This window comes from Mesorhizobium sp. P2_A8, assembly GCF_056404935.1.
In genome coordinates, this window is record NZ_JBFUDB010000014.1 from 34,608 (window position 1) to 58,541 (window position 23,934).

Here is a 23,934-nt window from a genome sequence, read left to right on the forward strand (position 1 = left end):
GAAAAATTGCATCGGATTCCATGAGGTTAACCGACGAGTAACATTAACGCGCTTTAATCATACCTAGTTTGTACCGGGTATGTGCGGGTCAGTGCGATGCAACTCAGTGTTTTGAAGACAAATGGCCGCAATCTGATGCGTGGTTGCGCCGTCCTCATGGTCGCAGGTGTTGCGGCGGGGTGCAGCTCCCAGGCTTCACGCTTCAACAGTGTCGATGACGTCTTTACCTCATCGACCAACAATCAGCGCGCCATCATCAACAAGCAAGAGCAGGACGCCGTGCAGCCCTATCCGGGCGATGTCGCGGCCGCTCCGGTCGACGGCAGCCATACGCAGTCGGTCAGCCGCTCCAGTCTCGAGCCGGTCTCGACGCCGCCCCTGCCTCCGCCCGTTGCCCAGGCACAGCCGGCTCCCGCACTGGCGCCTGCTTCAAAGCCGGTACGCACCGCATCGGCCCCGGCGCCGCACCTCGACCGGACCACCACGACCGGCACCGTCGCTCCGGCGGCATCGCCGTTCAAGGTCGCGCAGCCCGACGCACCGCGCGTCGCCGCGGCTGGCAAGCCGCACGCGACCGAGATCGTCGTCAGTGATGGCGAGACGATTTCCGGCCTGGCGCAGCGCTACAAGGTGCCGGCCGACGTGATCATGAAGGTCAATGGGCTGAGCGCGACCAAGGGGCTGAAGACCGGCCAGAAGCTGGTCATCCCGGCCTATGCTTACTCGAGCAAATCAGAACCGAAAGTCGCCGATGCCAAGCCGGCGAAAAACGGCAAGCACGACCTGCCGGCCACCGCACCGGACAAGGTCGCAGTCCTGCCGCAGCAGCCGAAGCTCAAGGAGGGCAAGTCCGCCGCTCAGGTTGATGCTTCGGCCGCCGCAAGCCAGCCCAAGGCCAAGCCCGCGCCGCAGATGGCCGCGGCCAAGGCGACCGGCGCTGCCGGCACCTATACGGTCCAGTCAGGCGATACGCTTTCCTCGATTGCCAGGAAGACAGGCGTCGGCACCGTTGCGCTGAAGCAGGCCAATGGCATGCAGAACGGCCTGCTCAAGATCGGCCAGACCTTGAATGTGCCGGCCGGCGGAGCCGCGACCGTCGCCAGCGCCAAGCCGGCGAAGATCGATCCGGTGACCACGGCCACCACGCCGCCCGCGGCAAAGACGACGCCGTCGGAAACGCTGGCGTCCTACACGCCGCCGAAGAAAGATTCGAAGGTCATTCAGCAGGCCGAGGACGACGACGCTGTCGCGCCTGACGCCACCGGCATCGGCAAGATGCGCTGGCCGGTGCGCGGCCGCGTGATCTCCGGTTTCGGGTCCGGCAAGGACGGCGTCGACATCGCCGTGCCGACCGGCACGCCGGTCAAGGCAGCCGAGAACGGCGTCGTCATCTATGCCGGCGATGGCCTCAAGGAATTCGGCAACACGGTGCTGGTGCGCCACGAGAATGGTCTGGTCACCGTCTATGGCCACGCCAGTTCGATCGAGGTCCAGCGCGGCCAGAAGGTCAAGCGCGGCCAGGAAATCGCGCTGTCGGGCATGAGCGGCACGACGGACTCGCCGAAGCTGCACTTCGAAGTGCGCAAGAATTCCGCCCCGGTCGACCCCTCTGGCTATCTCGAATAGTCGGGCGATCTCGAATAGAAGAAAAGAAGCGATTTTGCGGGCCGCCTGACCTCCAGTCCGGCCCGCCGGCTTGGCCCGCCCCGCAAGGAGCGGGCTTTTTCAGTTGCTTGCGTGCACGTCAATCCTTGAGCGGCTTGCAAAGACGGCCAGCCAGGTCCTGGGTGAACTGCCAGGCGACGCGGCCCGAGCGGCTGCCGCGCGTCGTCGCCCACTCCAGCGCCTCAGTGCGCAACGTCTCGGGGTCGATGGCGAGGTCGTGATGGCGGATATAGCCGTCGATCATGTCGAGATACTCGTCCTGCGAACATTTGTGGAAGCCGAGCCACAGGCCGAACCGATCGGACAGCGACACTTTTTCCTCGACCGCTTCGGACGGGTTGATTGCGGTCGAGCGCTCATTGTCGATCATGTCGCGCGGCAACAGGTGGCGGCGGTTCGAGGTGGCGTAAAAGATGACATTGGCCGGGCGGCCCTCGACGCCGCCTTCAAGTGCTGCCTTCAGCGACTTGTAGGAGGTGTCGTCGTGGTCGAAGGAGAGGTCGTCGCAAAACAGGATGAAGCGGAACGGAGCTGACTTCAGCAGCCCCATCAGCTTCGGCAGCGTGTCGATGTCCTCACGGTGGATTTCGATCAGCTTCAGCGGCAGGTCGGACCTGGCCCTGGCGTTGATCTCGGCATGCACGGCCTTGACCAGCGACGATTTGCCCATGCCACGCGCGCCCCACAACAACACATTGTTGGCCGCATAGCCGGCGGCGAAGCGTTCGGTGTTGTCGACAAGGATGTCACGGACGCGGTCGACGCCACGGATCAGGCCGATGTCGACGCGGTTAACCCTGCGCACCGGCTCCAGATAGCCCGGATCGGCCTGCCAGACGAAGCAGTCGGCCTCACCGATGTCCGTTTCAGGCACCGGCGGCGGGGCGAGGCGGCCAACCGCTTCGATCAGGCGGTCGAGCTTCTTGTTGAGGGCATCAATGCTGCTGTCGGTCATGTCAGTCTTTTGTTTTTCGCGTTTTGACGTGGGAGCGTGTCGATTCCGTCGGGTTCGAAACCGGTTGCAACCTTTTGTTCGAGCGTGATCTTTTCCGAAAACCGGCTCGTGCTGTTGGCGATCATGCTCTAACACGGCTCAACAGGCCGGAAAAGCAGCCGATTTGGCCGGCCACGCAGTTGCATTGGCAACTTTACCGACTATATTCCGGCCAAATTTCAAGGGGCCGCCAAATCTCACAGGACGGTTTGGCGGCTGTTTTCAAAATTCAGGAGTACCTCGATGTTCGTGACACCGGCATACGCCCAAGGCGTTGGGGCCTCTCCCGACATGTTCATCAGCATTTTGCCGTTTGTCCTGATTTTCGTGATCATGTATTTTCTGATCATCCGGCCGCAGCGTACGCAGCTGAAGAAGCGCGGCGAGATGCTGGCCGCGGTTCGTCGTGGTGACACGGTCGTCACCGGCGGCGGCTTCGTCGGCAAGGTGACCAAGGTGATCGACGACAACGAGCTCGAGATCGACCTCGGCGGTGGCACCAAGGTGACCGCACTGCGTTCGACGATCGCCGATGTGCGCGTCAAGGGCGAGCCGGTGGCGAACCAGAACGCCAAGAAATAACCGAATTTCAGGCGGAGCGATCCGCGGACACGCTCTGACGGACGACGCCATATGCTGTATTTTTCGCGCTTCAAGATGATCCTGATCTGGGTGGCCGTGGCCATCACAGTGATCCTCGCCGCGCCCAATCTGTTCTCCGCCAGCACGCTGGCGCATCTGCCCAGCTGGGTGCCGAAGCGGCAGATGACGCTCGGCCTCGATCTGCAGGGCGGCTCGCACATCCTGCTGGAGATGAACCAGAACGATCTGATCAAGGATCGGCTGGAGACGACGCGCGACGAAATCCGCACGCTGCTGCGTGACGCCAAGATCGGCTATACCGGCCTTGCCGGCACGGGGCGGACCTTGCAGGTCCGCATCACCGATCCCGCTCAACTCGATGCCGCCAAGACGGCGCTGAAGCCGCTGACCGATCCAGTCGCCGCCGGCCTGTTCACCGGTGGCTCCATCCAGGAAATGACGCTCGACGATTCCGAGCCCGGCCTGCTCAAGTTCAACGTCACCGACGCCGGCATCAAATACCGCACATCGACCGCATTGACGCAGTCGATCGAGGTGGTCGAGCGCCGCGTCAACGAACTCGGCACGACCGAACCCATTGTGCAGCGGCAGGGCGACGACCGTATCCTTGTCCAGGTGCCGGGTCTTCAGGACCCGCAAAGGCTGAAGGAAATCCTCGGCCAGACGGCCAAGCTGACGTTCCAGATGGTCGACCAGTCGATGCCGGTACAGGACGCGCTCAACGGCCGCCCGCCAGCTGGCTCGTCGGTGCTGTATTCGCAGGACGATCCGCCGGTCCCCTACCTGATCGAAAACCGCGTCATCGTCTCGGGTGAAAACCTCGTCGATGCGCAGGCGACATACAATTCGCAGAACAATGAGCCGGTGGTTTCGTTCCGCTTCGATTCGAAGGGTGCTGCGCGCTTCGGCCAGGCGACCTCGCAGAATGTCGGCAAGCTGTTCGCCATCATCCTCGACAATCAGGTGATTTCGGCGCCGCAGATCCGTGAGCCGATCCTCGGCGGCACCGGCCAGATCTCCGGCAATTTCACCGCCCAGAGCGCCAACGACCTCGCCGTGCTGCTGCGCGCCGGCGCATTGCCGGCGACGCTGACGGTGATCGAAGAGCGCACCGTCGGTCCGGGTCTCGGCCAGGATTCCATCCATGCCGGCAAGGTCGCCGGCATCATCGGCTCGATCCTCGTCGTCGTGTTCATGTTCGTGGCCTACGGCTTCCTCGGCTTCCTCGCCAACATCGCGCTGGCGGTGCACGTGGCGATGATCGTCGGGCTGTTGTCGCTGCTTGGCGCGACGCTGACCTTGCCGGGTATCGCCGGTATCGTGCTGACCATCGGCATGGCGGTCGATTCCAACGTGCTGATCTACGAGCGTATCCGCGAGGAGCGGCGAAACGGCCGCTCCGTGATCCAGGCGATTGATACCGGTTTCACCAAGGCGCTGGCGACCATCGTCGATTCCAACGTCACGTCGTTGATCGCCACGGTGGTGCTGTTCTATCTCGGTACCGGGCCGGTGAAGGGCTTTGCCATCACCTACGCCATCGGCATCCTGACCACCGTCTTCACCGCCTTCACCTTCACCCGCCTGCTGGTGTCGATCTGGCTGCGTCGTGCCCGCCCGAAGGAATTGCCGCGTGCACCGGTGACCTTCATTCCGCCGGGCACGAAGATCCCCTTCATGGGCATTCGCCGCTGGACGTTTGCGCTGTCGAGCTTGCTGTCGGTGCTGTCGGTCGTGCTGTTCATGACCGTCGACATCAATTATGGCATCGACTTCAAGGGCGGTTCGTTGATCGAGGTGCAGTCCAAGAGCGGCAATGCCGATCTCGCCGACCTCCGTGCCAGATTGACGGAACTCAATATCGGCGAAGTCCAGGTGCAGCAGTTCGGCGAGCCGAACGACGTGCTGATCCGTGTCGGTACGCAGGACGGTGGCGAGAATGCCGAGCAGACGGTCATCGACAAGGTTCGCGGCGAGCTGCAGGACAATTATGATTTCCGCCGCGTCGAAGTGGTGGGGCCGACGGTTTCCGGGGAGTTGGCCAAGCAGGGCACCATTGCCATGCTGGTGGCGCTGCTCGGCATCCTGATCTACGTCTGGTTCCGCTTCGAATGGCAGTTCGCGGTCGGCGCCATCATAGCGACGGTGCACGATGTGGTCATGACCATCGGCTTCTTCGTCATCACCGGGCTCGAGTTCAACCAGTCGTCTCTGGCGGCGATCTTGACCATCATCGGCTATTCGCTCAACGATACGATCGTGGTCTATGACCGTGTCCGCGAGGATCTGCGAAAATACAAGCGGATGCCGCTGCCGCAACTCCTGAACAACGCTATCAACGAGACGCTGTCGAGAACGACGCTGACCTCGGTGACGACGATCCTGGCGCTGCTGGCGCTGGTGCTGTTCGGCGGCGAGGTGATCCGCTCGTTCACCATGGCGATGCTGTTCGGCGTCGTGTTCGGCACCTATTCGTCGATCTTCATCGCGGCACCGCTGCTGATCCTGTTCAAGCTGCGGCCTCAGGCTGCAGCCGACGAGGAGAAGCCGGTCGGCGGCAGCAAGGCGGTCGCGACCTGACGGGCGGCTCCGAAGGGGTGACAGAACGGTGACCGGCAAAGGCATCGTCATCCGCGAGGCGCATTACCCCGGCCGCGCGCCGATCGAGGCCTATGGCAATGGCGGCTTCCGCTTCGCCGACATGTCGCATCGCGGTTCGCTGCTTTGTCTGCCGTCCGGCATCCATGGCTGGGAACCGGCGAATCCATTGGCACTGACTGTGGCGGATTTCGACAGACTGCTGGCCGAAGCCGACAAGGTCGAGATCCTGCTGGTTGGCATGGGCAGGAACCTCCGGCCATTGCCGGCGGCACTGCGGGCCGCGCTGAAGGCGGCAGGCATTGCGTCCGACCCGATGTCGACGGGTGCAGCGGTGCGGACCTACAATGTCCTTCTGGCGGAAGACCGCGCCGTCGCCGCCGCGCTCATTGCCGTCGATTGACATGTCTGAAAATGCCAAAATCGTCATGGACGCGGTGCGCGCCGCCGACCACGACCGGTACCTCGCCGCGCTCTACGCGCCGGCTGACAAACGTGACGCGCTGTTTTCGCTCTACGCCTTCAACGCCGAGATCGCGGGCATTCGCGATCGCATCCATGAGGCGCTACCGGGAGAGGTGCGGCTGCAATGGTGGCGCGATGTCCTTGCCGCTGAAGATGACGGCACGGGCATCGGCCACCCTGTCGCCGACGCGCTGAAGGCGACCATTTCCGCTTGTAGCCTGCCGAAGCCGGCGTTCGACAATATGCTCGATGCGCGCATTTTCGACCTCTACGACGATCCGATGCCGTCGCGCACCGATCTGGAAGGCTATTGCGGCGAGACGGCAGCCGCGCTCATCCAGCTTGCGGCCATGGTGCTCGATCCCGTCGAGGCGCCGCGTTTTGCCGAACTGGCGGGCAGGGCAGGCTGCGCACAGGCGATCACCGGTCTGCTGCTCCTGCTGCCGCTGCACCGCAAACGCGGGCAATGTTTTGTCCCGGCCGATATCCTGGCCGCCGCTGGATCGTCGCCCGAGGAGTTTGTTACCGGCGATGGTGGCCCTGGTGCGAAGCGCGCGGTGGCGGCGATGATCGCGCTGGCGCGGGACCATCTTTCCGCTTTCGAACAAGGCGCATCGGCTCTGCCGGTCTCGTTGTACCAGGCGTTCCTGCCGCTGGCCCTGTCGCGTGCCTATCTCGCGAAAATGGAGAGTGGCTCGCCGCTGGACGGTGTCGCGCGGCTGTCGGCCTTGCACCGGCATTGGCTGTTGCTGCGTCGCGCGAGCAAGGGTTGGCCTGCACTTTGACGTAAACGTCAACCATGCTAAGGAGTCCCCGGGCCAAAACTGTTGCCATAGACGATAGGCCGGCCCGGAGGAGATACCCATCGATGAGCTTGCCTTTGCTGGTCGCGATCGTCGCCCTTGGCATTGCGCTGTCGGTCGCCGCCGTGCATTTCACCGGCGGCAGCAAGACGGCCACGCTCACCGGCACGGATCAGGCGCTGAGCCGTTTCGCCGAGGATTTTCCCGACGACGTGGCGACGGTGGTGCGCCTGACCGCGGATGCCAGGACGGCGTTCCTCGATCTTGGCCGAGGGCGCATCGGGATCGTGCACAGCATCGGCGACCGCTTTTTGACCCGCGTCGTGACGCCTCGGGACGCCACCGCTTTGACTGCTGACAATGCAAATACGGTCTCGTTTCGGCTTGCCGATTTCACCTGGAAAGGCGGCCGCTTCAGCTTTGCCAGTGCAACTGATGCGCAGGGCTTGCTGAAAGCGCTTGAGCCGCAACATTCGAATTCCGCCGGGGAGGCGGCGTGATGGACAGCTACAATTTTCCGCAGGTCACCCAGCTTGCCATCCCGTTCTTCGTTGCCGCGATCCTGATCGAACTCTGGCTGGTGCGCAGCGGCCGCGCCAAGGGCTCGTTCGAGACGCGCGACACGCTGACCAGCCTGATGATGGGAACCGGCAATGTCGTCGCCGGGCTGCTGCTTGGCGTGGTGTCCTACTGGGCGCTGCTGTGGCTGTGGCAATTCCGCGTCTTCAATCTCGGCCTGTCCGTCTGGGTGTTCCTGGCCGCCTTCCTGCTCGATGATTTGCGCTACTACGTCTACCACCGCATTGCGCACAGGGTGCGCTGGGTGTGGGCCGAACACGTCAACCACCATTCCAGCCAGCACTACAACCTGTCGACGGCGCTGCGGCAAAGCTGGACGGGGCTGTTCACCTTCATGTTCGCGCTGCAGGCGCCGCTGGTGCTGCTCGGCTTCCATCCGGCGGTGATTGCTTTCACCTTCGGCTTCAACCTCGTCTGGCAGTTCTGGATCCACACCGAGACGATCGGCAAGATGTGGGGCTGGTTCGAGTTCATCTTCAACACGCCGTCACACCACCGCGTCCACCACGCCACCAATCCGCGCTATCTCGACGCCAATTATGCCGGCACGCTGATCATCTGGGATCGCATGTTCGGAACCTTCGTCGCGGAGTTGGAGGAAGACCGGCCGCGCTATGGGATTGTGAAAAATCTCGGCACCTTCAATCCGCTGAAAGTGGCGTTCCATGAATGGATCGGCATGTTCAGCGATGCCTTTGCACCCGGGCTGAACTTGAGCGACCGCCTGAATTATCTGATCAAGCCGCCCGGCTGGAGCCATGACGGATCGCGCGAAACCTCGGAGAGCCTGAAGGCCGCCTATGTCAGGCGAAATCCGGGCGAGGCCGGCAAGCCGGGACTGCCGGCGGCAAGTGCCGAGGCTGCAGAATAGAGCTCTTTATTCCGCCGCTTCGGCTGTTTGCGCCGGAAGCCCCAGCCATTGCCGGCAGTCGGCGCGCGCACGTGCGGTGATCCCCTGCCGCTTGGCGACGGTCTTGTCCTTGCCGCGCAGGCGCTTGCCTTCGATTTTCGGTGCTTCCATTGGTGGGAACAGGCCGAAATTGACGTTCATTGGCTGGAAGGAGCGTTTTCCCGGCTCGTCTTCGGAGACGATGTGGCCACCGGTGATGTGGTTGAGCAGCGCGCCAAAGGCCGTGGTCAGCGGCGGCAGCGACGGTGCCTGGCCGAGCCGCTCGGCGGCGGCGAACCGGCCGGCAAGCAGGCCGATCGCGGCACTTTCGACATAGCCCTCGCAGCCGGTGATCTGGCCGGCAAAACGCAGGCCCGGACGCGACTTCAGCTGCAGCGAGGCGTCGAGCAAGGTCGGCGAATTGATGTAGGTGTTGCGGTGCAGGCCGCCGAGGCGGGCGAAGTCGGCGTTTTCGAGGCCTGGAATGGTGCGGAACACGCGCACCTGCTCGGCATGCTTCAGCTTGGTCTGAAAGCCGACCATGTTGTAGAGCGTGCCCAGCGCATTGTCCTGCCGCAACTGGACGACGGCGTAGGCCTTTACCGTCGGATTGTGCTCGTTGGTCAACCCCATCGGCTTCATCGGTCCGTAGCGCAGCGTCTCGACGCCGCGCTCGGCCATGATCTCGATCGGAAGGCAGCCGTCGAAATAGGGCGTGCCTTCCCATTGCTTGAATTCGGTTTTCTGGCCGTCGACCAGCGCCTGCACGAAGGCAAGATACTGGCCCTGGTCCATCGGGCAGTTGATGTAGTCCTTGCCGGTGCCGCCGGGCCCGACCTTGTCGTAGCGCGACTGGAACCAGCAGATATCCATGTCGATCGTGTCGAAATGGACGATCGGCGCGATGGCATCGAAGAATGCCAGCGCATCGGCGGCGGTCGCTTCGGCGATCGACTGGGCAAGCGAAGGCGCGGTCAGCGGACCCGTGGCGATGATCGCCTGGTCCCAATCCGCCGGTGGCAGGCCCGGCACTTCCTCGCGCTGGATGGTGATCAGCGGGTGCGCTTCGAGCTTCTTCGTCACCGCGTCGGAGAAACCGTCGCGGTCGACCGCAAGTGCGCCGCCGGCCGGCACCTGGTTGGCATCGCCGGCGCTCATGATCAGCGAGCCGGCCAGCCGCATTTCCGCATGCAGCAGGCCGACGGCATTGTTTTCGGCGTCGTCGGAGCGGAAGGAATTGGAACAGACCAGTTCGGCCAGGCCATCGGTCTTGTGCGCGTCGGTGCCGCGAACGGGGCGCATTTCATGCAGCACGACCGGAACGCCGGCTTGCGCCGCCTGCCAGGCGGCTTCGGAACCGGCGAGGCCGCCGCCGATGATGTGGATGGGATTTTTGTTCATGAGCGCCGGAATAATCGCTTGGTGCGGCGATTGCAATTCCCGTGCGCGGCGCAGGGCAGACAGATGCGGGTGCAACCAAACCCTGAAAACGACAACACCCGCCGGGGGAGGAGGTCCGGCGGGTGTCGTTTTTGGGGTCGACCCTCGGGAGGAGGTGAAGGCCGACCGTATTCGTCATCGCCGGGGAGGAGGTCGGCTTTGACGAAATCTCTTTCGCCATTTTTAAAAGGGGCGAAACCCTTTTTGGGAAACAACGCCCGCCGCGGGAGGAGGTGCGGCGGGCGCCGTTTTGGTGGTCAACCCTCGGGAGGAGGTGAAGGTTGACCGGATCCGTCAGGGTCGGGGAGGAGGTCGACCCTGGCGAAATTCTGGTTAGATCGCCCGGCGGGCGATGATCTTGATTTCGTCGCGGACGATACCGAGATCATGCAGCTGACGGTTCGAAAGGCGACCCAGCTCGGAAACCGTCTCGCGATAAACGCGCCAGTTACGATAGTTGCGGATCAGGTTCATTGTCGTTCTCTTTTCAAAACTTGTTCGGACCATTTGCGGTCCGAAGAATTAGACCGCCTTGCGAGCGACGTAAGGAATGTCGCTGCGGCTGATGCCGAGGTCGGTCAGTTCACGGTTGCTCAGGCGGCTCAGCTCGGACACGGTGTCCCTGTAGCGGCGCCAGTTGCGGTAGTTGCGGATCAGGTTCATGGTATTTCTCGTTTCGTCTTTCTTTCGGATCATTCCGTCTTTGTGTACGACCGATAGATAGGCGGGCCTATATCGATTTAAAAGCGCTATGGCTGCATGGCAGCAATGCAAATTGTGCAATGCAGCATTAACGCGCGTTCACGGACCTGACACAAAGAAGCCCGAATCGGAAAATGCCGTAACGTCAACGGTTTGACCGGGTCGGCTGAAAAAAAGACCAAGCTGGGGGAGAAGCGGTATGGCGGGCTATTCGTCACGAGTGAGGGCGGATATCGCGCGCTGGCGGCAGGCCGGCCTGATCGACGCCGCGACCGCCGATTCCCTGACGAGCGATGTCGAGGCCAACGAGCGCAAATCGCTCAGCTTCGGATCTATCCTGGCGATGATGGCCGCCTTGCTGTTCGGCGCCGCTATCCTGATTTTCGTCGCCGCCAACTGGGACGCCATTCCGCGCCTGGCGCGGGTGGTGGCACTCTTTGCCATCATTCTTGGCGGCTATGTTGGCGGTGCGCTGTTGAAGACGCGCGACCACGCGGCGGTCGGCGAAGCGTTGTGGTTCGTGGCCGCGGCGGCTTTCGGCGGCTCGATCGCGCTGATCGGCCAGATGTATCATCTCTCGGGCGACGAGGCGTCGGCCCTGGTCACCTGGGGTGCCGGCACGGCACTGGCTGCGGTCGCGCTGCGTTCGAACCCGCTGACCGTCGCTTCGGTCGGTATCGCCGATGCCTGGCTGTTCCTGAAAGGCTTCGACTACTACAGCCGCAGTGAATTTCCGCATCTCTTCGTGGTTATGGCGATCGTGCTGTTTGCCGTATCGTTCTGGACCCGCAGCCAGCCGGCGCGGCACTTGATCATCCTGTCGCTGCTTTTCTATCTGGTGCTGCTGGTCACGAACCACGACACCCTGCAGGTGGCGATCCCGCTGGTCGCCGTATCGGCGCTGCTGTTCGCCGCCTCAGTGTTCGCGCCAGAGCCGGTCGACAGGATCGTGCAACTCGGCGGCCGCTTGCCCTTGCACGCGCTGCTAGGCTTCCTGACGGGCCTGGCGATGATCCAGTTCGAACTCGCGGATGAGAGCACCTACAACAGCGGATTCGCCATAGCATCGGTGATTGCGTTGGCTGGCATCGTCGCTGCAATCGTGCTGGCCGGGCGAGAGAGCCGCGGGTTGCGCTGGCTTGCCTATGCCGGCTTCGCCTTGGAAATCGCCATCATCTATGTGGTGATGTTGCAATCGATGCTCGATACGGCCGGCTTCTTCCTTGCCGCCGCGGTGCTGCTCGGCATCCTTGCGCTCGTCATCATCCGCATCGAAAAACGCATGAAGAGCCCAGTCGCCAAAGGAGCCGCGGCATGATGACCGGAAAGAGGCTGATCATCTCGGCGCTGGTGCTGGCGCTCGTCCAGATCGGATTTCTGAGCTGGATCATCGCCGGCCGCGCGGCGATCCTGCGCAACGGCAAGGAAGTGCTGCTGAAGATCGAACCCGTCGATCCACGCGATCTCCTGCGCGGCGACTACATTATCCTCGGCTACGAGATTTCGCGCATACCGGTGAAAATGATCGCCAACATCCCCGCCGACAAACTCTCCAGCGATGATACATCGATTGTCGTCCGCCTGAAGAAGGGCGCCGATGGCTATTGGCAGCCGGCCACCGCCTGGTTCGGCAAGGCGCCGACGCCGGCAGCTGCCGACGAGGCCGATATATCAGGCCATGTCGCCGAGGGGTGGGACCTTCGCAGCGAAGGCATGACCATCGCGCCGGACTACGGCATCGAGCGTTTCTATCTGCCGGAAGGCGAGGGGGCGGCGATCCAGGACGACATGCGGGTGCGGCCGTTCGGTATCCGTCTTGCGCTCGCCGGTGACGGCACCGCGCAGATCAAGGCGCTGGTGGACGGTGACAAGACGCTGTTCGAGGAACCGCTGTATTAGGATAGAGCGGTTCATTATTTCACGGAAACGCCGAACCGTTCTATCTCTTTGTTTTTGACGCAATTCCGGACGGAAAACCGTTTCACGCTTTTCCTGGAATTGCTCTAGTGATGTCGACCGTGATGGTCGACGGAAGCCCTTCGCGGTCTCCCTCTTGGACGGTAGAAGCATGCCAATTACCCTGTCGACGCGTGGCGACATCAACCTCGACACTGTTTTTCGCGTCGCCTGGATGAAGGAGACAGTGGAGATCGGCGAGACGGCCTTGCAGCGCATCGCCGAATGCCGTGCCCTATTCCTGAAGCTGATTGAATCTGACCCGCCACCGGTCATCTATGGCGTAACGACCGCCATGGGGGAGCTGGCGAGCCGCAGGCTCGAACGTGACGAGCGGGATCGCCATGCGCGCATCAAGGCGTTCGCCGCCGCCACCTCGTTCGGCGATCTCTTGCCCGATCGTGTGGTCCGGGCGATCACGCTGGCCCGCCTGACAAACTTCATCGAGGGCAACGCTGCCACCACGCCACGCATCGCACTCGCCGTTGCCGCGATGCTCGACGGCGGCCCGATGCCAACGGTACCGGCCTCCGGCCAGGGCGGCGCCGGCGAGATCTTGGCGCTCTATCTGTTGTTTGCCGAACTCACGACGCGCTTGGACCTGGAGGTCAAGGAACGGGGCTCGTTGATCAACGGCTCGCCCTGCGCCGCGGCGCTGGTGGCCGACGCGGCGCTCGCGGCACGACGCCGCGTCCGCATGGCGCACAAGGTGTTCGCACTGTCGATCGAAGCGTTTCGCGCCCCGCTCGAGCACTATGACGCGGCGCTCGACATGCTCTGGGGCGATGAACATGAAGCGGCGGCCCTCCAGGGGTTGCGGGAATTTCTGGTTGGCGCCGGAGACGGGCGGCGCAATTACCAGGCGCCGGTCAGCTACCGGATCGTGCCGCGCGTCCTCGGCCAGGCGCATCGTGCGCTGGCAGGCGCCGAGCGGGCGGCCACGGTCTCGCTGGCCTCGATTTCGGACAATCCGGTCTATGTCCCGCCGGACGATGCACATCCGCTCGGCCGCTGCATCAGCACTGGCGGCTATCACAATGCCATGGCGACGCCGGCGCCGGACGATCTGGCAGCGATATGGGCCGATATCTGCCTGCTCTGCGACCGTCATGCCTCCAAGCTTCTGAACGGCAAGGTGTCGCTGCTGCCCGATCTCTTGATGACCGGGCGGCATTGGGCCGACAGCGACGGCCATGGCAATGTCGGCTATGTGCCGATGGCGATCACCGGCTATCTCGAGCAGGCCAAGCTGGCGGCGCAGCGCACCTTCATTCCGGGAACGGAATCGGCGGGTGCCGGGCAGGACGACGTCGCCACCACGGCGTTCTTCGCATGGACCAAGGAGGCGACCGCCGGCCGCTGCGTCGATGCGGCGATGGCGATGCTGGCGATGATGGCGTCGCAGGCGCTGCACGTCACCGAACGCGCCCCGCCGCCGGCGCTTCAGTCATTCGTCGATGAAATCAGAGCCATCGTGCCGCCTGTCGGCGACGATCGGGTGCTGGGGCTGGAGCTTGCAAAGCTGGCCGAGTGGTTCACAGGGAGAGTGTTCGAGGCGTAGGCAGCGATGCCAGGAAGAAAAGCCAGTGAATTGGTGCGGATGAAGGGACTCGAACCCCCACGCCTTTCGGCACTGGAACCTAAATCCAGGGCGTCTACCAGTTCCGCCACATCCGCATGGACCGGCAATCCCATGTAGCCATCATTCTGTCAATGTCGGAGCCAAAATGTTGGTTGTTCGCCGAAATGCGAAGAAGGTTGAAAAATAGCCTCGCCTGTGACAAAAGGCGTGTCGAATGTGACGGAACGCGACGATCCGCTTCTACAAAATGTGATAAGAAGTAGGAAAAACAAGAACTTATTCACATTTTGGAACGCATTTTGGGAGAGTTTGAGCCGTATTTTCGGTCAAATCGCCAGGTTCCGTACCAAAAGCCATTCCCGGCAAGATTATACCGGCAGGCTGTGAACGGCAGAGGCCGTGGCAGTCTCATTGGTGAAAACAAAGGTTTTACGATGCAGGTCACCGAAACGCTCAACTCCGGTCTCAAGCGCGAGATCAAGATCACCGTGCCGGCCGGTGACATGGAAGCCAAGCTGATGGCGCGGCTTTCGGACGCCAGGAACAAGGTCCGCATCAACGGCTTCCGTCCCGGCAAGGTACCGGTGCAGCACCTGCGCAAGGTCTACGGCAAGTCGTTCATGGCCGAAGTGGTCAACGAAATCCTCAATGATTCGACCCGCACGATCATTACCGGGCGCGGTGAAAAGGCGGCCATGCAGCCCGAAGTCATCATGACCGAGGACGAGAAGGAAGCCGAGAAGATCCTGGCCGGGGGCGCCGACTTCGAATTCCGCCTCAACTACGAGATCATTCCGACGATCGAGATCAAGGATTTCTCCGACATCAAGGTGACGCGTCAGGTGTTCGACGTTCCGGACAGCGAGATCGACGAGCAGGTCCAGCGCGTTGCCGAATCGGCGCGCAGCTACGAGCCGAAGACCGGCAAGGCCGCCAACGGCGACCGCGTGACCATCGACTATCTCGGCAAGATCAACGGCGAGGCCTTCAATGGCGGCGCCGGCACCGATCAGCCGCTGGTGCTGGGTTCGAAGGAGTTCATCCCCGGTTTCGAGGATCAGTTGGTCGGCGCCAAGGCCGGTGACGAAAAGCAGGTCACCGTGACATTCCCGCAAAACTATCAGGCGGCGCATCTTGCCGGCAAGGAAGCGACCTTCGACGTCACCGTCAAGGAAGTGTCCCAGCCCGGCGCGCTGGAAATCAACGACGAGACCGCCAAGAACCTGGGCCTTGAGTCGCTGGAGCGCTTGCGTGATGTCGTTCGTGGCCAGATCGAAAACCAGTTCGGCGCCATGACGCGCCAGAAGGTCAAGCGCCAGCTGCTCGACCAGCTCGACGCGTCCTACTCGTTCGAGGCGCCGTCGAAGCTCGTCGACGCCGAGTTCAATAACATCTGGGCGCAGGTCAATCGCGACCTGGAAGCCGCCGGCCGCACTTTCGCCGACGAAGAGACGACGGAAGAAGAGGCACGCGCCGAATATCTGCGTCTTGCCGAGCGCCGCGTGCGTCTTGGCCTGGTGCTGGCTGAAATCGGCGAGAAAGCCGGCGTCACCGTATCGGACGAGGAACTGCAGCGCGGCCTGTTCGAGCAGGTGCGCCGCTATCCGGGCAATCAGCAGCAGGAAGTCTTCGAGTTCTACCGCAACAACCCGGAAGCGTTGAACACGCTGCGGGCGCCGATGTTCGAGGAGAAGGTGGTCGACCACCTGCTCGGCCAGATCTCGGTCACGGACGTCAAGGTCAGCAAGGAAGAGCTGATGGCCGACGACGAGGAGGCCGAGACCACAACCAAGGCGAAGCCGGCGAAGAAAGCCGCCGCAAAGAAGGCTGACGACAAGAAGGCCGACGACGCGGAAGAGCCAAAGAAAAAGGCGGCGCCGAAGAAGAAGGCTGCCAAGGACGCCGAATAAGCGTCTGAAAACGGAATTTCAAAAGGCCGCCCATGAGGCGGCCTTTTTCGTTGTGGCGTTGTGGCAACAGACTCTCCGGCAAATGGCGGCTGGCGGCTGGCGGTACGAACTCTTGATGATTATCTGTTGTGTTGCAGAACGCAGGCCGTTGGAGGCATCGTTGAGACTGTTCGTCCAGATGGGTGGGGTGGTTGCCACGGCGCTGCTTGTCGCTTCGGTCTGTGGCGCCGCCCGAGCTGACAGCGTTCTGGACAACTGGCGCTTCGACACCGGCAGCGACGGCCTGGTCACCGCCTCGCTCTATGCCACCAACAAGCTTTTTACCGGCGGCGGCGCTCTGGGCTACAGCCCGGTGTTGACCATCGCCTGCCGACCCGGCGGCCAACCGCGCTGGAGCGAATGGCTGCAGCTCAACGATGCCGTGTCCGCCAGCCGGAAAATTACCATGTCGGTTTCGGTCGACCGGGGTGACAAGGTCAATGAAAGCTGGTCCGTCGGTGGCCGTGGCAGAATGCTTGTCAGGGATGGCGCGGACGGCGTCAAGCAGTTGGTGTCGGCGAGCCGGTTGGGGCTTTCCTGGCGGTTCGGCCTGCTGTCGGGCCGCGGCGAGGCGGACTTCGACCTTGCCGGGCTTGGCGAGGCGCTCGCGCAAATTGCCGGCACCTGCAACACGGATGTGCCCTGAGCCGCTGCATACCACCTAAACCTTTGTACGGGCGACCTCTTCTACCTGTCGGCCAGATTCTGTGGTATAGAGGTGCGGCAATTCCATAGGGGGAGAAGCAAAAAATCTGTTCTGCCGTACAAGGTGCATTGCCGGTGGTGCCGGCATGCGCAGATCGTCTCAGGCACATTTGACAATCAGGGAGGAAAAGTCATGCGCTTGGTCGCGTTTTTGGCCGTCGTGTCTGTTGCAACCTTCGTCGCCAACCCATCGCAGGCCCAGGATACTGCGGCCGGCGAGAAGGTCTTCACCAAATGCAAGGCCTGCCACGTCGCGGACGAGGACAAGAACAAGATCGGTCCATCGCTGCACGGCGTCATCGGCCGTATTGCCGGTACGCATCCGGATTTCAAATATTCTGATGCGATGATTGCGGCCGGTAAATCCGGCGTCAAATGGGACGAACCAACACTGGCGACCTATCTTCACGATCCCAAGGCCATGGTCAAAGGGACCAAGATGGCTTTTCCCGGCCTCAAGAACGATGCGGACGTGGCCAACGTCATTGCCTATCTGAAAACGTTCTCCAAGTGACCTGGCTCCTCCGCCCTGCGTCTAGCCTCTTGTTTTACCGTGATCTTGTCCGAACCGTGGGCAGCGTAAGCAAAAACCGGGTTTCCGTTTTCGCTCGCATGCCTTCAGTTCGGGATCATTGCCCGCATTGCCTGCTTCCATCGGTCTGAGATGTCGACCAGGGAAAACCGCCTCAAGGATACCGGCATCCGCCTCTCGGAAGCGACGGCGGGTGATTTCTTCGCGCTTTTGAAGCCGAGGGTCATGGCGCTTGCGGTATTCACCGCTTTTGTCGGCCTGATCGTGGCGCCCGGCGCGATGAATCCGGTCATCGCCGTGATTGCAATCGGTGCGATTGCGATCGGAGCGGGAGCGGCGGGGGCACTCAACATGTGGTACGACGCGGACATCGACGCGTTGATGTCGCGCACATCAAAGCGGCCGATCCCGTCGGGCCGCGTCACGCCGGGCGAGGCTCTCGGCTTCGGCCTGGTGCTATCCGCGCTTTCGGTCATGACGCTCGGCGTGCTGGTGGGCTGGCTTGCCGCATCGTTGCTGGCCTTCACCATCTTCTTCTACGTCGTCATCTATACGATGTGGCTGAAGCGCTCGACGCCGCAGAACATCGTCATCGGCGGCGCGGCGGGTGCGCTGCCTCCGATGATTGGCTGGGCGGCCGCCACTGGCGCCATCGGCGTTGAAAGCCTCATCCTGTTTCTGATTATCTTTCTGTGGACGCCGCCGCATTTCTGGGCGCTGGCGCTGTTCAAGGTCGGGGACTACGCCGCTGCCGGCATCCCGATGATGCCGAACGTGGCCGGCCAGGCCTCGACCAGAAAACAGATGTTCGCCTATTCACTGCTCCTGGCGCCAATCGGCGTCCTGCCCTGGGCGTTCGGATTCGCAAGCGCGTTCTATGGAATTGTTTCGGCTGCATTGGGCGCGGGTTTCATCTGGCACGCCTGGAGGGTCCTGGTTGTCGCTCCAGACAAGGAGATGAAGCCTGCAAAGGCGCTGTTTGCCTTCTCGATTTTCTATCTTTTCGCGATCTTTGCCATACTGCTTGCCGACACCATCGCAATGCGGGGGTTCATGTCAGCCGGAGGTTGACGGCATGATCGCTGTTGTCGGAAGACTCAACGGCTCGAAGCGGCCAGCCTGGTTGCTGAATTGAAGACGTTGCAGACCAGAATCGGCTCGAACATCACGATGGTATTGCACAGAATCCCAGGATCAGCAGGGCGACTATGCCAAGGCCGAGTATAAGAAGCGTCCTTCCGTCCATGACCTTCCCCTCTAATCCCAAGAGAATATCGAAAAAAGACCACCAGAGCTAGCCAGACCGCTGGATCTCTTCTGACAAAGGGCGACAAGTCTCTGGCAAGAGAGTATGTTGATTGCGGTGCAGGTCGCGGTTTGCGTGGCCAGTCACGCAAAACGGATGCACCGTGAAACCGCGACCTTGCCGGACTTGGGTCTGGAGGAATGGTCATGGCAAGCTTTCACGTGATAGCAGGCGCCAGCGAGACGCTGGAACATACCAAAATTCGAAAAATCGGCGTTTCCGACCTTTTCGACGCGCTCAAGCGGGGCGTCGACGACTTCATGGTCAAACCATCGCACATCGTTTTTCTCTGCCTGATCTATCCGCTCGTCGGCGTCGTGCTCGCCGCCTGGACTTCGGGCGCCAATGCGTTGCCGTTGTTGTTTCCGCTGGTCTCCGGTTTTGCGCTGATTGGCCCGTTCGCGGCGATAGGCCTCTATGAAATCAGCCGCAGACGGGAAGACGGACTCGACACCTCCTGGAGGCACGCTTTCGAGGTCAGGAATTCTCCGGCGCTGCCGGCCATCGCGGCGGTCGGGATCATGCTGTTTGCAATCTTCATCACCTGGCTTTTGACGGCGCAGATGTTCTACCAATATCTTTTCGGCCCGGCTCCGCCGGCATCGATATCCGGCTTCATCAATGAAATATTCGCCACCGGACGCGGCTGGACGCTGATTATCCTGGGGCACGCCATCGGCTTTGTGTTCGCCGTTGTGGTGTTGTGCACAACGGTCATCGCCTTCCCATTGTTGCTCGACCGCGACGTCGGCGCCTACGAAGCCATCCACACCTCGGTGCGTGCGGTGCTGGCGAACCCGATCACCATGGCTGTCTGGGGACTAATCGTCGCCGTCGCCCTGATCATCGGCTCGCTGCCGGTGTTCGCCGGCCTGGCCGTCGTGTTGCCGATCCTCGGTCACGCCACCTGGCATGTCTACCGCAAGGTCGTGGAGTCGCCCGCCAGACCGGCAACTTGAGGAAGTTCGACCTCACCGCACCGGCAAGGGGGCCGGTGCAAGTTTGAACGAAGCCGTCAGTAGGCCGGGTGACTGAAGCGGGCTTGGTATGCGCCCATGGTCAGGTTGCGGAAATCCTTGCCGCTGACATGCACCAGCGTTCGATGGTCGCCGCCTTCGAAGTAGACGTCGGCGACATCGCCGAGGCTTTCATCGACAATCACCGGCACATCATAGGCTGCACCGATCGGTGGGATAGCGCCGGTGTCGCAATCACCGAAGAGAGAAATCACCTCGTCTTCGGAGGCAAGTCCAAGACGCTTGTTCATGACGTCTTGCAGCCTGCCAAGTTCGATCCTGTGAGTGCTCGGAACCACGGCCAGCGTATAGCCAAGCTCATGGTGAACAACCACGGATTTCGCCATGATGCTGCCGGGCACATGCGCGGCTATCGCCGACTGCCGGCTTGTTGAAGTGCGATGATGAGCGACGGTCTCGTAGGAAATTCCCTTGCCGTCGATGAAGTCCTTCAGTCTGGTTGCGATCGTCATCTTGGCCTCCCTTGCCGGACTTCGCGACGCCGAGCGGCGTCAGGGCCCGGATCCGAAAAACGCCAGCCGGGTGAAAAGGGTGTAGTCGGCTTCGAAGACCATCATTGCCACGAACACCAGCACCAGTATCGGCGGCAGAATGATCGCATAGGCCAGCGCCAGCCGTTCCCAGGCCATGTGCATGAAGACGGCGACGATCAGCCCTGCCTTGAGGATCATGAAGATCAGGATCAAGGACCATCTGAGATAGCCGTGAAGGCCGAAATAATCGACCATGTAGGAGCATGCGCTGAGGATGAACAGCCATGCCCAGACCACCAGATAGAGCTTGATCGGATGTTCCTGATGCACGTCGGCATGCGCGGCGACCGCCGGCGCTTCATGGGCATGAGCAGCATGAAGTGCGTGTTGTCCGAGGCCGTTTGCGGTTGCTTCAGCCATGTCCCTGCCTCTCACCAAAGATAGAAGAATGCGAAGATAAACACCCAGACCAGATCGACGAAGTGCCAATACAGCCCCATGATCTCGACGTTCTCGTAGTGGCCCGTGCGGCTGGTGAAGAAGCCGCGCCGTCCGGTGTCGTAATCTCCGCGCCAAACCTTGCGCGCCACGATGATCAGGAAGATCACGCCGATTGTCACATGGGTACCGTGGAAACCGGTGATCATGAAGAAAGACGATCCGAATTGTGCGGCACCCCAGGGGTTGCCCCAGGGCCGCACCTCTTCAGTGATCAGCTTGGTCCATTCGAAGGCCTGCATGCCGACAAAGGTCGCGCCGAGTGCCGCGGTCAGAAGCATGAGGATCGCTGTTTTGCGGCGATCGCGGCGATAGCCGAAATTGACCGCCATGGCCATGGTTCCGCTGCTTGAGATCAGCACGAACGTCATGATGGCAATAAGGATCAGCGGGATATCCGAGCCGCCGATACGAAGTGCAAAGACTTCGCTCGGATTGGGCCACGGCACGCGTGTCGAAATGCGCGCGCTCATGTAGGAGAGCAGAAAGCAGCCGAAGATGAAGGTGTCGCTGAGCAGGAAGATCCACATCATGGCCTTGCCCCAGGACACGTTCTTGAACGCACGCTGATCCGAAGACCAGTCGGCGGCGATGCCTTGCCAGCCTGTGGGCCTTGGCTCCGTCTGGCCGATATGCGTCAGAGTCTCTGCCATCCGCTTGATCCTCTCAGGTCAGCAACTGTCGGCAAATGTCGATGAAGGTCGCCGCCCAGCCGGCGAGCAAGGCAAAGATGGCGAGCCAGACGAAGAGCAGGAAATGCCAGTACATGGCGCACAGTTCGACGCCGAGGCGAAGCCGTTCTGGCCGCGCTGCGTTCCAGGCGCCTGCGGTCGTTCTGCCGAGGCCCACCAGCCCGCCCAGTATGTGCAGGCCATGCATGCCGGTGATCAGGTAGAAAAAGCTGTTGGCCGGATTGGAGCTCAGCAGATAGCCATCTTCGGTCATTTGCCGCCATGCCATCAACTGTCCGATGAGGAAGGCAAGCGCCGTGACCCCGGCCGTCGCAAGGCCGAGCCTGACCATGTCGATCTGACCCCTGCGTGCCGCCACCACGGCGCATTGCAGCGCAATGCTGCTCAGGACCAGCACGCCTGTGTTCAGCCAGAGCAGGCGCGGCAGCGGCAGGGGTCGCCAGTCCGACAGGCCCATGCGCATGAAGTAGGCACTGGTAAACAGCGAAAACAGGCAGCCGACGACGGCGAGGAACACGCCGAGGCCGACCTTGGCGGTGGGCAGCGCCGACCGGTCGAGGCCGACAAAATCGCCGGCCAGACCTTGTTCGAGCCATGGTTTGGTCATCAGCCTCTGGTGCGAAAGCCACCATCCGGCGAAACCGGCAATGACGAGCAGGAAGACGAGGATGACGCTCATGCCGGCTCCCTTGAGGGGCCAAAGGAGCCCGGCACGTTCTGGGGGATGAAATCCTCCTTGGCGCCCGGCACGCTGTAATCATAGGCCCAGCGATAGACGATCGGCAGGTCCTTGCCGAAATTGCCGTGGGCCGGCGGTGTTTGCGGGGTCTGCCATTCGAGCGTCGTGGCCCGCCACGGATTGCCGCCGGCCTCGCGGCCATGGCGGATGCTCCAGATCAGATTGAACAGGAACACCATTTGGGCAAAGCCGACGATGAAGGCCATGATGCTGATGAACGAGTTCAGGTGGTGGGCCGACTCCGTCATGATGGTCATGTCGGTCAGTTCAGCGTAGCGCCGCGGCACGCCCATCAGGCCGAGATAGTGCATGGGGAAGAAAATCAGGTAGGCACCGAGGAACGTGACCCAGAAATGGAACCGGCCCAACGTCTCGTCGAGCATCCGGCCGGTGACCTTCGGATACCAATGGTAGATCGCGCCAAAAACCACGACGATGGGGGCGACACCCATGACCATATGGAAATGGGCGACGACGAACATCGTGTCGGACAGCGGAACATCGACGACGACATTGCCGAGAAACAACCCAGTCAGCCCGCCGTTTACAAAGGTGACGATGAAGGCCAGGGCAAAGAGCATCGGTATGGTGAGATGGATGTCGCCGCGCCATAGGGTCAGCACCCAATTGTAGACCTTGATGGCGGTCGGAATGGCGATGATCAGCGTCGTGGTGGCGAAGAAGAAGCCAAAATACGGATGCATACCGCTGACATACATGTGGTGCGCCCACACCACGAAGCTCAGCGCACCAATGCCGACGATGGCCCAGACCATCATCCGGTAGCCGAAGATGTTCTTGCGTGCATGGGTGCTGATCAGGTCGGATACGATGCCGAACGCCGGCAGCGCCACGATGTAGACCTCGGGGTGGCCGAAGAACCAGAACAGGTGCTGGAACAGGATCGGGCTGCCGCCATTGTGCTGCAGTTGCTCGCCCATCTCGGAGATTGCCGGCATGAAGAAGCTGGTGCCGAGGGCGCGGTCGAGCAGCATCATCACGCAGGCGACGAACAGCGCCGGAAAGGCGAGCAGCGCCATGACGGTCGCGGTGAAGATGCCCCATACGGTCAGCGGCAAGCGCATCATCGTCATGCCGCGCGTGCGGCCCTGCAGCACCGTCACCACATAGTTCAGGCCGCCCATCGTGAAGCCGATGATGAACAGGATCAGCGAGGACAGCATCAGGATGATGCCCCAGTCCTGGCCGCCTGGTGTGCCGCTCATGATGGCTTGCGGCGGGTAGAGGGTCCAGCCGGCGCCCGTCGGTCCGCCGGGCGCAAAGAAGCTCGACACCAGAACCAGCACGGCGAGCAGGTAGATCCAGTAGCTCAGCATGTTGACATAGGGAAAGACCATGTCGCGCGCGCCGACCATTAATGGAATCAGATAGTTGCCGAAGCCGCCGAGGAAGAGGGCGGTGAGCAGATAGATCACCATGATCATGCCGTGCATGGTGATGAACTGGTAGTAGGCTTCCGGGGTGATGAAGTCGAACGTGCCGGGGAAGCCGAGCTGCAGCCGCATCAGCCAGGAGAGCACCAGGGCGACCAGGCCGATTGCCGTTGCTGTCGCCGAATACTGGATGGCGATGACCTTGGCGTCCTGCGAGAAGACGTATTTCGTCCACCAACTGTGCGGATGGTAGAGCTCCACTTCCGCGACTTCGGCCGGCGGGATGCCATCTGCAGGCGTGATGTCGACCATAGGAACACCTCCGTGTCCTTT

Annotated in this window: 24 protein-coding genes and 1 tRNA gene; 15 read left to right on the forward strand and 10 right to left on the reverse strand. The window is 61.9% G+C overall.

The genetic code is table 11. The features are described from left to right. The first annotated feature begins 96 nt into the window (after nt 1–96). On the forward strand, nt 97–1,626 hold the full coding sequence (locus AC1D10_RS33040; protein WP_477279137.1) for a peptidoglycan DD-metalloendopeptidase family protein: 1,530 nt from the start codon (nt 97–99) through the stop codon (nt 1,624–1,626). A gap of 118 nt (nt 1,627–1,744) precedes the next feature. Here AC1D10_RS33040 and AC1D10_RS33045 read toward each other — a convergent pair whose 3' ends face one another. Continuing rightward, nucleotides 1,745–2,620, reverse strand: coding sequence for an ATP-binding protein (locus tag AC1D10_RS33045; protein WP_477279139.1), 876 nt, complete (start codon nt 2,618–2,620; stop codon nt 1,745–1,747). A 282-nt stretch (nt 2,621–2,902) separates the two neighbouring features. Here AC1D10_RS33045 and yajC point away from each other — a divergent pair, with 282 nt between their 5' ends. The 6 genes from yajC to AC1D10_RS33075 all read left to right on the forward strand — a co-directional run bounded on the left by yajC (nt 2,903) and on the right by AC1D10_RS33075 (nt 8,578). Then, nucleotides 2,903–3,241: a preprotein translocase subunit YajC gene (yajC, locus tag AC1D10_RS33050; protein ID WP_008876289.1), complete on the forward strand. Its 339-nt coding sequence runs from the start codon at nt 2,903–2,905 to the stop codon at nt 3,239–3,241. A gap of 51 nt (nt 3,242–3,292) precedes the next feature. Then, nucleotides 3,293–5,842, forward strand: a complete 2,550-nt coding sequence (gene secDF, locus AC1D10_RS33055; protein WP_477279142.1) for a protein translocase subunit SecDF — start codon at nt 3,293–3,295, stop codon at nt 5,840–5,842. A 28-nt stretch (nt 5,843–5,870) separates the two neighbouring features. After that, entirely contained in the window at nt 5,871–6,263 is a 393-nt protein-coding gene (locus tag AC1D10_RS33060) for an Mth938-like domain-containing protein (protein WP_477279144.1), read from the forward strand. A gap of 1 nt (nt 6,264) precedes the next feature. Then, on the forward strand, nt 6,265–7,110 hold the full coding sequence (locus AC1D10_RS33065; RefSeq protein ID WP_477279146.1) for a phytoene/squalene synthase family protein: 846 nt from the start codon (nt 6,265–6,267) through the stop codon (nt 7,108–7,110). Nucleotides 7,111–7,193: 83 nt separating this feature from the next. Continuing rightward, the gene (locus AC1D10_RS33070) at nt 7,194–7,628 is read left to right on the forward strand and encodes a hypothetical protein (RefSeq protein WP_477279148.1); all 435 of its coding nucleotides are present in this window, start codon (nt 7,194–7,196) and stop codon (nt 7,626–7,628) included. Next, nucleotides 7,628–8,578, forward strand: coding sequence for a sterol desaturase family protein (locus AC1D10_RS33075; RefSeq protein WP_477279150.1), 951 nt, complete (start codon nt 7,628–7,630; stop codon nt 8,576–8,578). Before AC1D10_RS33070 ends, AC1D10_RS33075 begins: the two co-directional genes overlap by 1 nt. A gap of 6 nt (nt 8,579–8,584) precedes the next feature. On the opposite strand, the gene trmFO is transcribed toward AC1D10_RS33075, so the two are convergent. The 3 genes from trmFO to AC1D10_RS33090 form a co-directional block, all read right to left on the reverse strand. After that, complete coding sequence (gene trmFO / locus AC1D10_RS33080; protein ID WP_477279152.1) at nt 8,585–9,997, reverse strand: methylenetetrahydrofolate--tRNA-(uracil(54)-C(5))-methyltransferase (FADH(2)-oxidizing) TrmFO; 1,413 nt, start codon at nt 9,995–9,997, stop codon at nt 8,585–8,587. Between the two features lie 372 nt (nt 9,998–10,369). Beyond that, nucleotides 10,370–10,510 (reverse strand): DUF1127 domain-containing protein, encoded by a 141-nt coding sequence (locus AC1D10_RS33085; RefSeq protein ID WP_379104575.1) that lies wholly within the window; start codon nt 10,508–10,510, stop codon nt 10,370–10,372. A 48-nt stretch (nt 10,511–10,558) separates the two neighbouring features. Beyond that, nucleotides 10,559–10,699 (reverse strand): DUF1127 domain-containing protein, encoded by a 141-nt coding sequence (locus AC1D10_RS33090; RefSeq protein WP_013531315.1) that lies wholly within the window; start codon nt 10,697–10,699, stop codon nt 10,559–10,561. 238 nt (nt 10,700–10,937) lie between these two features. Here AC1D10_RS33090 and AC1D10_RS33095 point away from each other — a divergent pair, with 238 nt between their 5' ends. The 3 genes from AC1D10_RS33095 (at nt 10,938) to AC1D10_RS33105 (ending at nt 14,255) form a co-directional block, all read left to right on the forward strand. Beyond that, entirely contained in the window at nt 10,938–12,056 is a 1,119-nt protein-coding gene (locus AC1D10_RS33095) for a DUF2157 domain-containing protein (protein ID WP_477279154.1), read from the forward strand. Continuing rightward, entirely contained in the window at nt 12,053–12,637 is a 585-nt protein-coding gene (locus tag AC1D10_RS33100) for a GDYXXLXY domain-containing protein (protein ID WP_477279156.1), read from the forward strand. The genes AC1D10_RS33095 and AC1D10_RS33100 overlap by 4 nt, the downstream gene beginning before the upstream one ends. A gap of 169 nt (nt 12,638–12,806) precedes the next feature. Then, nucleotides 12,807–14,255, forward strand: a complete 1,449-nt coding sequence (locus tag AC1D10_RS33105) for an aromatic amino acid lyase (protein ID WP_477279158.1) — start codon at nt 12,807–12,809, stop codon at nt 14,253–14,255. A 31-nt stretch (nt 14,256–14,286) separates the two neighbouring features. Here AC1D10_RS33105 and AC1D10_RS33110 read toward each other — a convergent pair. Beyond that, a tRNA-Leu gene (locus AC1D10_RS33110) sits at nt 14,287–14,371 on the reverse strand. A 339-nt stretch (nt 14,372–14,710) separates the two neighbouring features. On the opposite strand from AC1D10_RS33110, the gene tig reads away from it, so the two are divergent. The 5 genes from tig (at nt 14,711) to AC1D10_RS33135 (ending at nt 19,727) form a co-directional block, all read left to right on the forward strand. Further along, the gene (gene tig / locus AC1D10_RS33115; protein ID WP_477279160.1) at nt 14,711–16,186 is read left to right on the forward strand and encodes a trigger factor; all 1,476 of its coding nucleotides are present in this window, start codon (nt 14,711–14,713) and stop codon (nt 16,184–16,186) included. Nucleotides 16,187–16,346: 160 nt separating this feature from the next. Further along, nucleotides 16,347–16,871, forward strand: coding sequence for a hypothetical protein (locus AC1D10_RS33120; protein ID WP_477279162.1), 525 nt, complete (start codon nt 16,347–16,349; stop codon nt 16,869–16,871). Between the two features lie 192 nt (nt 16,872–17,063). Continuing rightward, nucleotides 17,064–17,444, forward strand: coding sequence for a c-type cytochrome (locus tag AC1D10_RS33125; RefSeq protein ID WP_477279164.1), 381 nt, complete (start codon nt 17,064–17,066; stop codon nt 17,442–17,444). A 150-nt stretch (nt 17,445–17,594) separates the two neighbouring features. Continuing rightward, entirely contained in the window at nt 17,595–18,533 is a 939-nt protein-coding gene (locus AC1D10_RS33130) for a heme o synthase (RefSeq protein WP_477279166.1), read from the forward strand. 381 nt (nt 18,534–18,914) lie between these two features. Beyond that, nucleotides 18,915–19,727: a DUF2189 domain-containing protein gene (locus tag AC1D10_RS33135; RefSeq protein ID WP_477279168.1), complete on the forward strand. Its 813-nt coding sequence runs from the start codon at nt 18,915–18,917 to the stop codon at nt 19,725–19,727. Between the two features lie 56 nt (nt 19,728–19,783). Here AC1D10_RS33135 and AC1D10_RS33140 read toward each other — a convergent pair whose 3' ends face one another. From AC1D10_RS33140 to ctaD, 5 genes are read right to left on the reverse strand one after another with little or no spacing between them, the layout of a single operon-like run. After that, nucleotides 19,784–20,257, reverse strand: coding sequence for an aminoacyl-tRNA deacylase (locus AC1D10_RS33140; RefSeq protein WP_379104596.1), 474 nt, complete (start codon nt 20,255–20,257; stop codon nt 19,784–19,786). A gap of 39 nt (nt 20,258–20,296) precedes the next feature. Then, on the reverse strand, nt 20,297–20,698 hold the full coding sequence (locus AC1D10_RS33145; RefSeq protein ID WP_477279170.1) for a cytochrome C oxidase subunit IV family protein: 402 nt from the start codon (nt 20,696–20,698) through the stop codon (nt 20,297–20,299). Between the two features lie 11 nt (nt 20,699–20,709). Further along, complete coding sequence (locus AC1D10_RS33150) at nt 20,710–21,429, reverse strand: heme-copper oxidase subunit III family protein (protein ID WP_477279172.1); 720 nt, start codon at nt 21,427–21,429, stop codon at nt 20,710–20,712. Nucleotides 21,430–21,442: 13 nt separating this feature from the next. Continuing rightward, nucleotides 21,443–22,147 carry a cytochrome c oxidase subunit 3 gene (locus AC1D10_RS33155; protein WP_477279174.1) on the reverse strand — a complete coding sequence of 235 codons (705 nt, stop codon included), beginning with the start codon at nt 22,145–22,147 and terminating at the stop codon, nt 21,443–21,445. Next, nucleotides 22,144–23,913: a cytochrome c oxidase subunit I gene (gene ctaD, locus AC1D10_RS33160; protein WP_379104604.1), complete on the reverse strand. Its 1,770-nt coding sequence runs from the start codon at nt 23,911–23,913 to the stop codon at nt 22,144–22,146. The genes AC1D10_RS33155 and ctaD overlap by 4 nt, the downstream gene beginning before the upstream one ends. Nucleotides 23,914–23,934: the final 21 nt, after the last annotated feature.